Origin of the sequence: Flavobacterium hungaricum, assembly GCF_015182285.1 — a bacterium.
GTDB classification, from domain to species: Bacteria; Bacteroidota; Bacteroidia; order Flavobacteriales; family Flavobacteriaceae; genus Flavobacterium; species Flavobacterium hungaricum.
In genome coordinates this window covers 1-15,558 of the sequence record NZ_PRDM01000004.1, presented here as the reverse complement: position 1 = coordinate 15,558, position 15,558 = coordinate 1, and the positions used below count along the sequence as shown (strand labels likewise).

The window sequence follows — 15,558 nt, the reverse complement described above, 5'->3', positions numbered from 1 at the left end:
TTATAAATTCCAATATTAATCCCGTCCCGAAGTTTCGGGATCGGGACCAAATTCCAACAACTTTGTCAAAGTTTAAAACTTTGACAAAGTTCTATTCATAAAAAAAATCCCAAATTCCGTTCTAATTGGAATTTGGGATTTTTTATTTTATAATTATTTCTTTTATTTCTTTCCAAGAAATTTACTGATAAGAAAAAAGATAACAGCAACGATAAAAATTACGAGAAAGATCCCGAAGCCCATTCCGGCTTTAAAAATGTCCCCAATTACCTCACAGCTTGTAAATGAAAATAGTATCACGAATACCATTAACAATCGTAGTATTTTATTTTGCATGACTTTAATGTTTTAAATTGCTCTAATAAAATTACTTCAAGAAACGGAGAAATGTTTTATATAATTTTTTGGAAATGTTTTAGGATTTGGAGATTAAAGTTATAATGTTTAGTTAAAACCATTTATGATTTTTAAATATTCTTTATCGGATAAATATCCTTTTAGTTTCAAGTCAATTTTCTTTAAATCGGGATTGTAAATCGCTTCTATCTTTTCTCCATGCAAAAAATGATACCAGTTAGAAGCTAATATTAAATTGTCCTGTTCTTTTGATAACATTTCGTAATCGGTATTTTTTGAGTAATTATATTTCTCCGAAAGATATTCTGTCTCTGTAATATGTATTTCACATGGTTTAAAATTACACATTGCGGATTCTGATGCAAAAACAACTTTCTTTTTTCCTGATGCTACAGTGTCAGTTTCAGATGCCGAAACGAGTAAACATAAATCTTTCTTCGTTTTGTTTTTGAATATTACAACTCCCTTTCGCGGATTATTTTTAGCTTCTAAGGTAAAATCTGCGCAACAACATCCTTGGTTTAATTCATAGATTTCATTTTCTTTAAATTTGGTTATAAAGTCATAACTTCCGTCAGCATAAGTAACTTTGTAGGTGTCAAAATTATTTTTTTTTACTGGAATATGAAGGACTGAATCATTTTCTTTAAATGTTATTCCGTTAAATTCAAATTTTAAAGGCGCTTCAGTTTCCCTGCCATTTGGGTATATTTTTGTTTTTAATTTGATTGTAGCGGTTTGCCCAAAACTGCTTACACAAATAAACAGGAATAGAACTAAAAGGTTTTCTTTCATTAGTCTTTGACTATATAATTATAAATTGTTACTCTCCAATAGTCCCAGTTTTTACGTTACCAGCCCGTTTATAACTAGCAGTAATTACACCTTTTGGCGTCACTGTACTTTCGATTAATGTAAATGCTGAAGGAATTGAACCATCATCAAATAATTTTTTTCCTTTACCCAAAATGATCGGATAAATTAAAAGCCCAAGTTCATCAACTAAATCATGTTGCAGTAAAAGCTGTACGAGTGTTGCGCTTCCCCAGACTTTTATAGCGCCGCCGTCTGAATTTTTAAGCTTTTTAATATCTTCTACAGCGGAAAGAAATTCTGAGTTTTCCCAATCCGATTCTTTTCTCGTTGTCGATAAAACGTATTTGGTAACCTCATTAATTCCCGGCCATCCCTCTGCATGTTTTGGCCAATAATCTTCAAAAATATCAAATGTTTTTCTGCCCAAAAGAATATCCGAAGGTTTCATTTGTTCCTGCATGACTTTTCCAGATTCTTCATCTCCAAATGGCGCCACCCAGCCTCCATATTCAAAACCACCCGATGTATCTTCTTCAGGGCCGCCTGGTGCCTGCATTACTCCGTCGATTGTAATCATGGATATTACGATTATTTTTCTCATGATTTTGAGTTTTTAAATTCAATTTAAAATTACTTAAAAAATTAAAGAAATATGCTATAGAATTTTTTAGAAATTTTTTAGGATTTGGAGATAAATACCAGAAAAAAAAAGAGCCATCGGCCCGGCTAAATTATTTTAGGGCCGGATTTTAATTTGAATCGTTCCTATGGAACTTTATTTCTTATTGTTCATTTTTACGGAATTTGTAAGAATTGAATTTTACAATTTTAAATGAAAGACTAAACCAAATCTATTCCCTCTATATCAGATAAAAGATGCTTTGTTTTTAGAAAAAGTGCATAATTCTTCAATTCTTCTCTTTTCGATTTGTCTTCAAGCATAAACTTATGATTGATTGTGCTTTCAGTTGTTTTTATTGTGATTTCATTATTTGCACCATCACCCAAGCCTCTACCAGCTTTCCTTGTGTTGTATGCTTTGAAATGTACTTTCTCTATATCATCTATGTTTATAAAAAGGTTGTCTATTGTAATGCTTATTTCGGTTAGGATGATTTTACCAGTTATATGTCTTAGATCATTAATCTGCCAGTTAAAAAGGGCATACACGTTAATTAAAAAACTCATCAATCCAATAATCATCAACGTAAAGATTGAAAGCATAAAAAAAGCATTAACATGAATATTGTTTTCCGATAAAATCAACAAAATGAAAAGAATAAAGAAGAGGCTGGTTGATAATGCATCTAAAACTATTGGAATTGTTTTTCGTTTCCCATGCATCATTAATTCAACTGATATTTTAGAATTAGAAGGATTCATTTTTGTTTGTTGATTTGAGGAAAGTTTAGATTTAAAAAGGCAAACATAATGGAATATAAAAATATTTCCAACCCCAACACCCCAACAAATAAAATATGATTCCGTATATTTGCCCAACCAAACATTACACTTAATTATGAGTCAAAAAGTATTACTTAATTCAAAAGAAGTTACTATCATACTGCATCGTTTGGCTTGTCAGTTGATCGAAAAACATCTTGATTTTTCAGATACTATTCTAGTCGGAATTCAGCCAAGAGGTGTTTATTTAGCTGAGCGTTTAAAACAGATTTTAGAAAACGATTACCAAACTCCAGAAATCTCTTTAGGATATTTAGATATTACTTTTTTTAGAGACGATTTCCGCAGAACCGAGAAACCGCTTGAAGCCAATAAAACCCAAATCAATTTTATAGTCGAAAACAAAAAAGTCATTTTTATAGACGATGTATTGTTTACCGGAAGAAGCATTCGTTCGGCATTAACTGCGATTCAGTCTTTTGGGCGACCTTCAGAAATCGAATTATTAGTATTGATTGACAGACGTTTCAGCCGTCATTTACCGATTCAGCCCGATTATCGAGGCCGTCAGGTAGATGCGATTAACGACGAAAGAGTAATTGTGAGCTGGAAAGAAAATGAGGGAGAAGATGTGGTTCATTTGGTAACCAATTAAATAGAATTATTAAAAATTGAAAATGCAATCATGACAGAGAACGAAGAGTTTATTTATGAATCAATTTTTAATCAGGTAAGAATGGGATTTCTTCCTATTGATGACATCAAAGAAAACATCATGGAAGAAATTGAAGATAATGAGTTTGAAGATGAAATTTCGGAAGCCTGGGCTTTTGAAAAAATCGATGAAGAATATCAAAAGTTACTTGTAGAAAGTAAACAATGGAAAAGTCCAACCGATACTGAAAAGCTGATAAAAGCGTTTGATGAATTATGCGATCAAAACATTATCGCGCTTCATAATGCCGGATATACAACAAGTGATGGTGAATATGAAGTGTTAGAGGTTGAAAGAGAACTTCGGGAAAATGAGGTCGTGTCTGATGGTTACTGCTTTTACCACGAACAGGATTTGGCAAGAGCAATAGTTACCGAAAATCCTAGTTTGTATATCGCTTTCCAGAAAGTAGATAATTCTGATGATGAAACTACAATTAGTGTGGGAAAAAAGGTTGCAGAAGTACTCCGAAATAATGGTTTTGAAATTAACTGGAACGGCTCTTCACGATCAAAAATTGAAATTCCAGGTTTTAGATGGAACCAGATTTATAATGAAGACGCAAGAGATTTGCAGGATTACGGCGAAGTAGTTGACAGAATGATCCAATAGAGCGGCTGCTCTTTAAAAAAGCGTTGAATGACTGAATATTTCGTCATTCAGATTTTGACAAATAATATTAAAGAAATAAAAATGAAAGAATTAAGCGTAAATCATTTATTAGGAATAAAATACATCAATGAGAATGATATTAACCTGATTTTTGAAACGGCCGATCATTTTAAAGAAGTTATTAATAGACCGATTAAAAAAGTTCCTTCATTACGAGATATTACGATTGCCAATATTTTCTTCGAAAACAGTACAAGGACCAAACTCTCTTTCGAATTAGCGCAGAAACGTTTATCTGCTGATGTTATCAGTTTTTCTGCCGCTCAATCTTCGGTTAAAAAAGGAGAGACCTTGATTGATACTGTAAATAATATCCTTTCCATGAAAGTTGACATGGTTGTAATGCGCCACTCCAATCCCGGAGCGGCTTATTTTTTATCCAAAAATGTCAAAGCGAGTATCGTAAATGCAGGAGACGGTGCACACGAACACCCGACTCAGGCTTTGTTAGACAGTTATTCGATAAGAGAAAAACTGGGTGATGTTGCTGGTAAAAAAGTGGTAATTGTGGGCGATATTCTGCATTCGAGAGTAGCTTTGTCCAACATATATGCTTTGCAGATGCAGGGAGCAGAAGTAAAAGTCTGCGGACCCAAAACTTTGATTCCGAGATATATTGAATCTTTGGGAGTTACAGTCGAGCCGAATCTGCGCAAAGCGTTAGAATGGTGTGATGTGGCCAATATGCTTCGTGTGCAGAACGAACGTATGGATGTTAATTTCTTCCCGTCGACAAGAGAATATGCACAACAATACGGAGTTGATAAAACACTTTTGGATTCATTAGATAAAGAAATCGTAATCATGCACCCGGGACCAATCAATAGAGGAGTAGAAATTACTTCTGAAGTTGCCGATTCTAAACAATCTGTAATTTTAAATCAGGTAGAAAATGGTGTAGCGATTAGAATGGCGGTAATTTATCTTTTGGCTTCTAAGATTCAGTAATAGTAAGTGTTCAGTATTTAAGTGTTCAGTATTAAGTGTTCAGTATTGAGTTTTTAGTATTCAGTCTCAGTTTTAAAATAATTGTCATACTTAGTTTAATTGAAGTGCTTTGCAAAAGAGCTTCTCCCTAAGCGTAGGATTGCACAGCCCAACAAACGTTGAACCTGAAACTTGAAACCTAAAACCTGAAACCTAAAACTTGAAACTTTAAACCTGAAACTAGAAAATAAAAAATAAAAAATCTTTGTACCTTAGCTCTAAATTGTAAGCCCCATAAATTAAAAAATGAAAGTAGATCAAAAAGGACATACCGTTACGATAAAAGATACGCAAGGTGATTTTAATGACTTTGTAGAAAAAGTAACGCAGCAATTTAAAACCTTTGAAAAACACAATGTTATAATCGATTTATCTGCAGATAAAAATATATCTGAGAATGATTTAAAAGCTTTTTTGCCTTTGGTTAAAATTCAGAAAAAAGCAAAAAAGTCGTTTGTAATTGTAGCTTTTGATCTTGATTTTAATGCTGTTTCAGATAAATTAGTCGTGGTTCCTTCGCTTTTAGAAGCACACGATATTATCGAAATGGAAGAAATTGAAAGAGACCTCGGTTTTTAAATTTTAGATTTTAGATTGTTGATTTTAGATTTTAGTTCAGCAAGTAATCTGCAATCCTAAATCTAAAATCGGAACTATAAAATCAACAATCTAAAATGGAATTGACAATACTCGGCTGTTATGCAGCAACTCCCAGAACGCTTACCAACCCAACCTCTCAGGTTTTAGAAATTAGAAATAGATTGTTTTTAATTGATTGTGGAGAAGGAACACAGGTACAGCTTCGAAAAAATAAAATTAAGTTTTCAAAAATCAATCATATTTTTATTTCGCATCTTCATGGCGATCATTTGTACGGATTGATTGGTACGATTTCGACTTTCTCACTTTTAGGAAGAACAACCGATCTGCACATTTACGGCCCAAAGGGAATTAAAGAACTTATTTTAATTCAATTAAAATTGACAGAATCTTGGACTACGTATTCGTTGTTTTTTCACGAATTAGAATCTAAGGAAAGTGAAGTGGTTTTTGAAGATCAAAAGGTTATTGTAAAAACGATTCCGCTTGACCATCGCGTTTACACCAACGGCTATTTGTTTCAGGAAAAACCCGCAGAAAGAAAACTAAATATCGAAGCGGTAAAGCAATATGATATTCATGTGGCTTATTATCAAAAGATAAAAAACGGCAGTGATATTAGATTGGATGACGGCAGGGTGATAGAGAATGAAAAGCTGACTTTTGATCCGATTGCACCAATGAGTTATGCTTTTTGTTCGGATACGGCGTATAACGAGTCAATTTTACCTATCATAAAGGATGTTGATGTTTTATATCATGAAGCTACTTTTTTAGATTCAGAAGCGGCTTTGGCTCAAAAAACAAAACATTCTACGTCAAAAGAAGCAGCAACAATTGCATTAAAAGCAAATGCAAAACATTTAATTTTAGGACATTATTCAACACGTTACGACGGAATTGAGCCTTTTAAAACAGAAGCAGCAACTATTTTCCCTAATGTACTTTTAGGAGATGACGGGAGAAGTTTTGAGTTCTAAGATTCTAAGGTTCTAAGATTCTGAGGTTCTAAGATTCTAAGATTCTGAGGTACTGAGGTGCTGAGTTTCTAAGTTTCTAAGTTTTTAAAAATCTAAAGTCTAAAATCTAAAGTCAATCTAAAATCAACAGCCATGAACGATTTAAGCAATTATAGAAGATCTTACGAGAAAAGTGAATTACTGGAAACGAATATTCCAGAAGATCCAATTAATCTATTTAACAAATGGTTTCATGAAATGGAAGCGTTTGAAGGAGGGGGAGAAGTCAATGCCATGACGGTTTCGACTATTGGTTTGGATGGTTTTCCTAAATCTCGTGTGGTTTTACTCAAAAAATTCTCAGAAGAAGGATTTATTTTTTATACCAATTATAAATCAGAAAAAGGAAAAGCGATAGAACAGAACCCAAATGTCTGCCTGTCTTTTTTCTGGCAGGAAATGGAGCGTCAGGTTATTATAAAAGGAATAGCACAGAAAACTTCTGAAATCATTTCGGATAATTATTTTGATTCCCGTCCAGAAGGAAGCAAGTTAGGCGCTGCAGTTTCGAATCAAAGCGAAGTGATTCCGTCTCGTGATTTTTTAGAAGAAAACCTTAAAAATCTGGAGAAAGAATTTGAAGGAAAAACGATTTCCAGACCAGATTTTTGGGGCGGTTATATTGTAACGCCGCTGCAAGTCGAATTTTGGCAGGGAAGACCAAATAGACTTCATGACAGAATTCGTTATACAAGCCAGTCAGATTTTTCTTGGAAGATCGAAAGATTATCGTCATAAAGTATTTTTACGTAGGAAATTTACATCTAAAAATAAAAATTATATGTATTTCGTCGATTATTTTTGCACTTTAACGGTAAAATGAATACGTTTGAAACAGAAATTCGAACGATATTTATTTAAAAATAAATTTAAAGGATTTGCCCCAACATTTACTTTAAACCGCTTAAAATGCTGTTGATTATGAAAAAGATTATGCGCACCATGTTGTTCATTGCGATGCTTATCGCAATGAACTCATGTTCTGCTGATACTGCCGAGGCAAGCGAAAACACAACTACTACGGAAAAGCTTGTTGTAGATTATGCTTATAATGATACAGAGCTGGAAACGATGAAGTTGATAAATGAATACCGTTTAAGTATTGGTTTAAATGCCTTACAGCGAATTAATCACATTTCTTATAAATGCGAAGAGCATAATAAATATATGATTGCTAATGATGTGGTAAATCATAACGATTTTACTGCAAGATCTGCAAACATTACAGCAGTTTTAGGAGCTATTAGAGTTGGTGAGAACGTTGCCTACAACTATAAAACTCCTGAAGCCGCTTTAAAGGCCTGGCTGGAAAGTCCGGGACATAAAGCAAACATTGAAGGAGATTATACTCATTTTGGATTGTCTGTAACTACAGATGCTTCTGGAAAAAAATACTACACAAATATTTTCGCAAAAATATAAAGATTAATTGAACAGGTTGGTTTTTTTAGAGGTCGTTGCAATTCTTTGAGTTGCAACGGCTTTTTAGTTTTTTTAAACTATATGAAAACTTTGCAACTTTGCGAGTTAAAATAAACCATATAAGTTATATAAGTGAATTTAAGTTCTATCTTGATTCCAACTGTTTTTTTGCGAGTTAAAATAAACTATATAAGTTATATAAGTGAATTTAAGTTTTGTCTTGATTCCAACTGTTGTTTTGCAAGTAAAAAATAAACCATATAAGTTATATAAGTCAATTTAAGTTTTGTCTTGATTCCAACTGTTTTTTTGCGAGTTAAAATAAACCATATAAGTTATATAAATTTAATTAAGACAAAACTTAACTTATATGTTCAAAAAAATTATGATTATGCAAGTAAAAAACAAAAACATTTAAGTTATATAAGTTTAATTAAGGATAAAACTTAAATTGACTTATATAACTTATATGGTTCAAAAAACGCTTCTTATATATGCAGCTTTACAATGCTGTAATGATAAATTCACTGCGGCGGTTGTCTTGATGTTCAGCTTCGCTGCAAGGAACGTCATCAGGGCATTTATTTACTAATTGTGTTTCTCCATAACCTCTTCCGGTTAAACGATTTGGAGCGACACCGTTTTTAACCAGCCACTGAATTGTTGATTTTGCTCTTCTATCCGATAAAGCTTCATTATATTTAAACGAAGCACGGCTGTCGGTATGCGAGCGAATGTCCAGTTTCATAGTCGGATTGTCGTTTAAGACTACCAGTATTTTTTCTAGATCCAAAGCAGCTTCCGTTCTAATATTCGATTTGTCCAAATCAAAGTAAATCATTTTTATTCCGAAACATTTACCCAAGTCATCTCCTACGGTTACTTTACAGTTCGATTTTTCTAACGCGATCGGGAGTATTGTTTTGCCTGTAGTAGAAGCTATTGTAACCATTATTTCTTTGGTGCTGTATTCTGGTTTTTCGGCTCTTACATTATATGATTTACCGCATTCAACCGGCAGGGTATAAACTCCAGAAGCGTCGGTTATTACCGAACTTTTAGGCTGCAGCTCGCTGTCAAACAAACTCACTTTTGTGTTCGGTAAAATAATTCCCGTTTCGGCATCTGTAACTACTCCAGTGAGTTCTTGTATGCATTTTAATCGTTTTGTTTCTAGGAATTTATAAATATCATCAGATCCTTGACCGCCGTCTTTATTAGAACTGAAATAGCCTCTTCTGGTTACGGGATCAATGATATACGCAAAATCATCTTTTGGCGAATTGACATCGGCACCTATATTTTGAATATTACTTATCGTGCCGTCATTTTCTATAGTTCCAACAAAGACATCCAGTCCCCCAATGCCTGGATGCCCGTCAGAAGAGAAATAAATTTCATTTTCATTTGTTACAAAAGGAAAGGTTTCTTTTCCTTCTGTATTAATGGTGTTTCCTAGATTTACCGGCGTTCCATAACTTCCGTTCCCGTTTATACTCACTTTGTAAAGATCAGACTGACCAGATGCTCCAGGCATATCTGATGCAAAATACAATGTTTTTTCGTCGGGACTAAGCGCAGGGTGGGCCGTACTGTAGTTGTTGCTGTTAAACGGAAGCTCGGTGATTTTAGTCCATTTATTATTTTCTAAACGGGCACTGTAAATTTTGATTAAGGTAATTTTTTCTTCATTTTTTCCTTTTTTCCCATCGATATAATTGTTTCTTGTAAAATAAACCGTTTGTCCGTCTTTGGTAAAAACAGGCGAAGCTTCGTGAAATTTGGTATTAATTGCCGATTTAAATTTATTTACCTTAGAAGCACTTCCGGTTTCGGAATCAACAGCGGCATCGTAAATATTGGTAAAATATTCGCCTGTCCAAGAATGTCTGCGCTGCGAAAAATTTCCGGTATCTCTTGCAGAGGCAAAATAGATTTTGTTGTTGTAAACAAAAGAACCGTAATCTGAGTATTTGCTGTTTATGCCAGCGTTTTCGATCGTGTAGCGCCCCGAATTCGCTTTGATTTGATCCAGATAATTAGAATCGTTTTTGTAGAGCTTTGCCCGGGTGTCATTTTTAGCTTTTACACTAAACTCTTCTAAGAATCTATTGGCTTTATCCAGATCACCTGCAGATTTTAGAGACTGCGCATAGCGATAATAATATTCTGGTTCCACATTCGCATTCATGGCAAATAACTCGCCGTACCATTTTGCGGCACCTTGAAAATCGGAATTGAAATAATAGGCGTTTCCGAGCTTTTTAAACATATCTTCAGACTTATAACCTTTGTCGGCTACCTTTTCATACGTCTTTATTGCGTCTACATACGCATAGCTGTTGTATTTCTTGTCGGCAGCGTTTATTTTTGACTGCTGCGCATAACTGTTAAATGAAAAAACGTTCACAATTATCAGACAAAGTAGAGTATAATTTTTCATGATGTTTTTTTTAAAAGAAACGAGGAGTTGTCATTTTACTATTTTTTCTAAAGAATTCGTAACGAAGGAATATTTCGTGTGATCCTGAATTGTAATTATTCAGATTGGTTGTTTCACGATCGTAACCATATCCTAAATAAAGCCCGTCTGTGATTTGAAAACCAACTATAGCGCTTATAGATGCGCTCCATCGGTAGGCAGCTCCAATTACAAATCTGTCGTAAAACATAAAGTTGGCCGAAACATCTACTTGAAGCGGTGCTCCTTCTATCATTTTTGCTAAAACTGCAGGTTTGAATTTTATATATTCGTATTTGTCCAAATTAAATACATATCCCGCCATCAAATAATAGTTTATTTTGTCTTTATAAATGGCAACATCATTATCATCATACCGATTGGTTTCAATAAAATTAGGAACAGACAAACCAATATAGGCTTTGTCCGAATGCCAGTAAATACCAGCGCCAACGTTAGGAGAAAATTTATTGTCTAAATCCTGAAATTGACGGTCTCCCTGATCTGCCGGATTTAATTTATTAACATCCAGATTGAAGATGTTCCCAGTACCTTTTATACCAAAAGATAGTTTGGCATTTGAAGAAGTTTGTATCGTGTAAGATAAATCTACCGAGATTGTATTCTCGTTTGTAGGTCCGATTTTATCATTGACAAGCGAAACTCCAACTCCTATATTGCTGTTGTTTATTGGCGTATTAACAGAAAAACTGCTTGTTTCTGGTGCTCCATCCAATCCTACCCACTGTGTTCTATAAAGCCCAAAAACACTTAAAGCCCCGCGAGAACCTGCGTAAGCAGGATTTATATTAATTGTGTTGTACATGTACTGGGTATACTGAGCGTCCTGCTGTGCGTGCCCTGTGATTGTAACTAACAGAATGACGAAAAAAAATAATTTTGTTCTCATAGTAGATATTTATTATTTTATTATTACTACTGATTTTTTTCGATTGAATTAATCCAAAAAAAGCCAATACATTCTCTTATAAAAATAAGTTTTTTTTGAAAAATAATTAGTTAATACAGTGTAAATTAGTCGTTTACACTGTATTTTTTTGGCTCTTATTTAGAGAGATACAGGTATCCGTCTAGCTTATTATTTTGAATAACATTATTACCATCCAATGATTTGTAGTTGATGATATAAAAATAAGTACCGGTTGGCAGACCATCTGATTGTTTAATGGTAGTACGGCCTCTTGAAGTTCCGTCAAATGCATTGGTTGTATTGTTGTAATCCGTTGTTTCAAATACAAGTATTCCCCATCGGTTGTAGATCTCAACAGTATTTCCAGGATAACAAGTTAATTCGTCAATATTATCTATTTTGAAAAAATCATTTGTTCCGTCTCCATTAGGAGAGAAAGCATTGTGAACAAGTACATTGCCGCAGGCCAGAACCGCGCAGTCATCATTTACTTCCATAGTCAGAACAATACTTCTAGGGCAGTTTTGATCGACAATTTGATATTCAAAAGAATAATTTCCCAGCGCTAATCCGTAGGCGTTTAAAATAGTGCCTTGAAGTGCGTTCGAAGAATTGCTGTCAATCCAAGTTCCGTTTGCTGGCGTATTTTCAGGAAGCAGACTAGATAAATTAATTAAAGTAGAATCATCATTACACGTCGTGCTTGTTATCGCAGTACTGCCGTTTGGAACCACTGTTATTGTAATCACTGCAGTGTCGCAATTTTCAGAATTTACTTTATCACAGATTCTATAATTATAAGTGTACGTTCCTGCTGGTGTAAGACTGGATACTCTCACATTTCCACTCGCATCAATAGTAATATTTGGATCGGTTTTGCCGCTGTTGTTTTCCGTCACCAAATTAAAGTTTACTAATTCTAAAGTAGCAGGAAGCGTGCCTTTAAAGTCATTGCTTAAAACATTGCCGACCAATCCAAAACTGTTACATCCGATATTATTATAAGTATCATCGTTGGCTATAATTGGTGCTGGCGGTGCCGAAACGATAACAGTAACAATGGCGGTATCACAATTTCCAAAATCTGCTTTTTCGCAAATTTGATAGGTCAAAGTATACGTTCCTGCGGGTGTATTTACTGCTACGTCAACGCTTCCGTTTGCATTTAATGTTAAAGCTCCAGTCGGATCTGGTGTTACAATGGTCAAAGTAACATCATTCGGATTTACAGCACTACTGTTTAAAGTGTCATTATTGAAAACATTAACAACATTTACAGCTCCCGGAACTCCCACTACAGGCCCTGCATTATCATCATTAGCCGCGATAGCAAATGTTGGTCTGGCGGTACAGTAAGGATCTGACGGAGGATAATTTACAGTAATAGTCTGACTTGGATTAAGGCTTATTGTTACATTAGCAGTTGGACGGAGGCCCTCAAATCCGTCTGCAGCTTGAATCCATTTATTATTTTCAAACACCCATCCCGGCCAGTCAATTCCTTTGCCGTTTTCGTCTACAACTGCTCCCGGCCAAAGTACTCGGCCGCTCAGCGGCAGATCACTCATGGTGGTAATAACAGTATTAGCCGCATTTGCCCAAGAAATTGATACGCCATTTGCCGGTGTAAAGTTTACAGGTGTTATTACATAATCCAAATAAGGAACATCGTTTACACAAATTGCAGCAGCTGTAACGGTCATCACTGGTGCCTCAATGGTAACTGTTACCGTGGCAGTATCACAATTATCAGTCTGGTCAGCCTCGCAGATTTGATACACTAAAGTCAAAGTTCCAACAGGAGCATTTGGCAGTATGTCAACAGAGCCGTCAGCATTTAATTGTAAAAACTCATTTGGTGTTACCGTTGTGATGATCACATCTGATGCTTTAACCACAATACCTTCTAGTGTATCATTTGGCAATACATTTAAAACATTTGGTGTCGTATGATTAACGCCGGCAAATGGTCCTGCGTTGTCATCATTGGCAGCAATATCTTTGTATTCTTTGCAGCTTACGCCAAAGTCAATATCCAAATGAACCAAATCTTCTGGAGTAACTTTTACAATGTAACTGCTGTTGGTTGTTGTCAAGCAAACGGTATGCAATTGCGCTTTACCCGATTTATTGGTCATTTTTTTATCTGTGATGGAAGGAAGAACTTTTACCAATCCTGTTGCTCCTAAAGTTGCTGCAACGGAATCAAAATTAGCATCTCGAACCAATTTTACAGAATAATCTCCAAATGGATTCTGGCCGTTTGGTCTGTCTCTCCAGAATCCCTCAACGCCTACAATGACTTCTTTATGATATCCGTTCGGACCCTCAATGATTACATTGGCACTCAAAGCATTTCCAAAACCGCCGGCATTTAATTCTCCTGTGTTTTGTGGGCCTGCGAAGCTATTGTCTCCATTAAGGTCAATCCATTCCCATTGGCTGTAGTCAACAGCGCCGTTTCCATCCGGAATATTTTTGGTCACGATGCCGTTATTATCAGCATCATACCATTCATCTTGAACACCATTACTGTTGGTATCGTACCAAACATAGTCTCCTAATACAGGCAATGTTGAGGCTCCATAAGGAAAATCGTGCGTTTGAAATTTACAATCTTCTAAAGTTGTAAAAAACAAGCTGGAATCGATTGGGTACAACTGATGCGCACTGTTTAAGTTGGCATCTTGAACTTGTACCAAATAACTTCCCGCCGGCATTCCAGAGAAACTATACATTCCGTCAGCACCGGTAATACGCATCAATATAGTTCCCGTTGTTGTTCCCTGCGGAATCAAAGTAACGGGTACATTAGCAATCGGAGTATTATTGTCTGTATTTTTAATTTGTCCCGAAATTTTTATTGTGTAAGCGGGCTGTGTGATAACTACGACAGCAGTCGCTGTACAAATTTGATTTTCCCCATTTACCTGAGAAGTTGCTGTAAGCGTATAAGTTCCTGCAGGTAAATTGGTATTTCCGACTATTTGATTGTTTTCATTTCTAATGACAACCGTTGCCCCCACAGAATTTGTTACCGCAATTTGACCATCTTGACCTCCAAAACAGCTCACGTGAGTAGCAATACCGCTTACTGTAACTTTATTTTCAACTGTAAAAGTCTGAATCAATTCTGTTTTATTTCCAGCACAATCCGTTAAAATATACGTTCTGGTTAAGAGGTAAGCATTACCATCGCATCCATTTGCTCCGTTATTGGTGTCAGCTACTGTAATGTTGACGGTTGAACTGCAATTATCTGCTGCATCTTTTATATCAGACGGATTTCCAACGGGAATCAAATCGATACTAGCCAAATTACTTACGTTCGCTGGAGCAGTTCCAGTAGGAGCAGTAGTATCTCTTACCGTAATGATTTGAGTGTAAGTCGCTGTATTTCCTCCGCAATCACTGGTTTTCCAAACACGGGTTAAAGTATAATTTGAAGCACACCCATTTTGAATATCCGATTTTGTTTCAGTAAGAACAGTTGGTAAATCACCATTACAGTTGTCAGATGCCTGTATTTCTGCTGGTTCTGGAACAGCATCACAAGAAACCGTTATATCCAAAGGCAGATTACCCGCAAAAATTGGTGCAGTAGTATCTTGAATGGTAATCACTTGCGTGAAAGTCTCAGAAGTATTACCGCAGTCGTCTTTTACAATCCAAGTATTAGTGATAGTTCCAGCATTAGAACATCCAGCTGAAGCTGTAAACTGTCCGCTTGTTTTTACAATATTGGTTACATTAGTATCACAAGAATCCGAAGCCGTTGGAAATAAATTTTGCGCTTCCGCTAAAGCTTCTTGATTACTGCATTCAATAGTTTGGTTTAAAGAACCCGCTTGGGTTGTCCAGATTGGTGCAGTAGTATCCTCAATGGTAATCACTTGTGTGAAAGTCTCAGAAGTATTACCGCAGTCGTCTTTAACTGTCCAGGTATTGGTGTAAGTTCCGGCATTTCCGCATCCTTCTGATGCTGTAAACTGACCGCTTACTTTTGTAATATTACTAACGTTTGTATCGCAAGCATCTGAAGCAGTTGGGAATAAGGCCTGCGCCGAAGTTAAAGCTTCCTGGTTACTGCATTCTATTGTTTGGTTTAAAGAACCGGCTTGGGTTGTCCAGATTGGTGCAGTGGTATCTTGAATCGTAATCACCTGCGTGAAAG

Annotated in this window: 13 protein-coding genes; 7 read left to right on the top strand and 6 right to left on the bottom strand. The window is 35.5% G+C overall.

Annotation, left to right across the window (positions count from 1 at the left end; genetic code table 11):
* Positions 1 to 444: 444 nt before the first annotated feature.
* From C4F50_RS16345 to C4F50_RS16335, 3 genes are all read right to left on the bottom strand, one after another.
* Positions 445 to 1,152, bottom strand: coding sequence for a hypothetical protein (locus C4F50_RS16345; protein ID WP_194139729.1), 708 nt, complete (start codon positions 1,150 to 1,152; stop codon positions 445 to 447).
* Positions 1,153 to 1,180: 28 nt separating this feature from the next.
* Positions 1,181 to 1,774: a dihydrofolate reductase family protein gene (locus C4F50_RS16340; protein ID WP_194139728.1), complete on the bottom strand. Its 594-nt coding sequence runs from the start codon at positions 1,772 to 1,774 to the stop codon at positions 1,181 to 1,183.
* 239 nt (positions 1,775 to 2,013) lie between these two features.
* The gene (locus C4F50_RS16335) at positions 2,014 to 2,556 is read right to left on the bottom strand and encodes a hypothetical protein (RefSeq protein ID WP_194139727.1); all 543 of its coding nucleotides are present in this window, start codon (positions 2,554 to 2,556) and stop codon (positions 2,014 to 2,016) included.
* A gap of 136 nt (positions 2,557 to 2,692) precedes the next feature.
* Between C4F50_RS16335 and pyrR the strand changes: the two genes are divergently transcribed.
* The 7 genes from pyrR (at position 2,693) to C4F50_RS16300 (ending at position 7,992) form a co-directional block, all read left to right on the top strand.
* Complete coding sequence (gene pyrR, locus C4F50_RS16330) at positions 2,693 to 3,232, top strand: bifunctional pyr operon transcriptional regulator/uracil phosphoribosyltransferase PyrR (protein WP_194139726.1); 540 nt, start codon at positions 2,693 to 2,695, stop codon at positions 3,230 to 3,232.
* A gap of 30 nt (positions 3,233 to 3,262) precedes the next feature.
* Positions 3,263 to 3,904 (top strand): DUF6891 domain-containing protein, encoded by a 642-nt coding sequence (locus C4F50_RS16325; protein WP_194139725.1) that lies wholly within the window; start codon positions 3,263 to 3,265, stop codon positions 3,902 to 3,904.
* Between the two features lie 81 nt (positions 3,905 to 3,985).
* Positions 3,986 to 4,912: an aspartate carbamoyltransferase catalytic subunit gene (locus C4F50_RS16320; RefSeq protein ID WP_194140292.1), complete on the top strand. Its 927-nt coding sequence runs from the start codon at positions 3,986 to 3,988 to the stop codon at positions 4,910 to 4,912.
* Positions 4,913 to 5,197: 285 nt separating this feature from the next.
* Entirely contained in the window at positions 5,198 to 5,530 is a 333-nt protein-coding gene (locus tag C4F50_RS16315; protein ID WP_194139724.1) for a ribonuclease Z, read from the top strand.
* 95 nt (positions 5,531 to 5,625) lie between these two features.
* Positions 5,626 to 6,531, top strand: a complete 906-nt coding sequence (locus C4F50_RS16310; RefSeq protein ID WP_194139723.1) for a ribonuclease Z — start codon at positions 5,626 to 5,628, stop codon at positions 6,529 to 6,531.
* 132 nt (positions 6,532 to 6,663) lie between these two features.
* A complete protein-coding gene (gene pdxH / locus C4F50_RS16305; RefSeq protein ID WP_194139722.1) occupies positions 6,664 to 7,308 on the top strand; it encodes a pyridoxamine 5'-phosphate oxidase in 645 nt (214 codons plus the stop codon).
* Between the two features lie 183 nt (positions 7,309 to 7,491).
* Complete coding sequence (locus tag C4F50_RS16300) at positions 7,492 to 7,992, top strand: CAP domain-containing protein (RefSeq protein ID WP_194139721.1); 501 nt, start codon at positions 7,492 to 7,494, stop codon at positions 7,990 to 7,992.
* 502 nt (positions 7,993 to 8,494) lie between these two features.
* Here C4F50_RS16300 and C4F50_RS16295 read toward each other — a convergent pair.
* From C4F50_RS16295 to C4F50_RS16285, 3 genes are all read right to left on the bottom strand, one after another.
* Entirely contained in the window at positions 8,495 to 10,435 is a 1,941-nt protein-coding gene (locus C4F50_RS16295; RefSeq protein ID WP_194139720.1) for an OmpA family protein, read from the bottom strand.
* A 10-nt stretch (positions 10,436 to 10,445) separates the two neighbouring features.
* Complete coding sequence (locus C4F50_RS16290) at positions 10,446 to 11,363, bottom strand: PorP/SprF family type IX secretion system membrane protein (protein WP_194139719.1); 918 nt, start codon at positions 11,361 to 11,363, stop codon at positions 10,446 to 10,448.
* 155 nt (positions 11,364 to 11,518) lie between these two features.
* Positions 11,519 to 15,558 (bottom strand): T9SS type B sorting domain-containing protein (locus C4F50_RS16285; RefSeq protein WP_194139718.1); only part of this gene is annotated, 4,040 nt, incomplete at its 5' end.

What these genes read in the sequence shown, in the direction of transcription:
- C4F50_RS16320 (WP_194140292.1), top strand. Translation starts at nt 3,986, where the DNA reads ATGAAAGAATTAAGCGTAAATCATTTATTAGGAATAAAATACATCAAT.
- pdxH (WP_194139722.1), top strand. Translation starts at nt 6,664, where the DNA reads ATGAACGATTTAAGCAATTATAGAAGATCTTACGAGAAAAGTGAATTA.
- C4F50_RS16300 (WP_194139721.1), top strand. Translation starts at nt 7,492, where the DNA reads ATGAAAAAGATTATGCGCACCATGTTGTTCATTGCGATGCTTATCGCA.
- C4F50_RS16340 (WP_194139728.1), bottom strand. Translation starts at nt 1,774, where the DNA reads ATGAGAAAAATAATCGTAATATCCATGATTACAATCGACGGAGTAATG.
- C4F50_RS16345 (WP_194139729.1), bottom strand. Translation starts at nt 1,152, where the DNA reads ATGAAAGAAAACCTTTTAGTTCTATTCCTGTTTATTTGTGTAAGCAGT.
- pyrR (WP_194139726.1), top strand. Translation starts at nt 2,693, where the DNA reads ATGAGTCAAAAAGTATTACTTAATTCAAAAGAAGTTACTATCATACTG.
- C4F50_RS16310 (WP_194139723.1), top strand. Translation starts at nt 5,626, where the DNA reads ATGGAATTGACAATACTCGGCTGTTATGCAGCAACTCCCAGAACGCTT.
- C4F50_RS16335 (WP_194139727.1), bottom strand. Translation starts at nt 2,556, where the DNA reads ATGAATCCTTCTAATTCTAAAATATCAGTTGAATTAATGATGCATGGG.
- C4F50_RS16290 (WP_194139719.1), bottom strand. Translation starts at nt 11,363, where the DNA reads ATGAGAACAAAATTATTTTTTTTCGTCATTCTGTTAGTTACAATCACA.
- C4F50_RS16325 (WP_194139725.1), top strand. Translation starts at nt 3,263, where the DNA reads ATGACAGAGAACGAAGAGTTTATTTATGAATCAATTTTTAATCAGGTA.
- C4F50_RS16315 (WP_194139724.1), top strand. Translation starts at nt 5,198, where the DNA reads ATGAAAGTAGATCAAAAAGGACATACCGTTACGATAAAAGATACGCAA.
- C4F50_RS16295 (WP_194139720.1), bottom strand. Translation starts at nt 10,435, where the DNA reads ATGAAAAATTATACTCTACTTTGTCTGATAATTGTGAACGTTTTTTCA.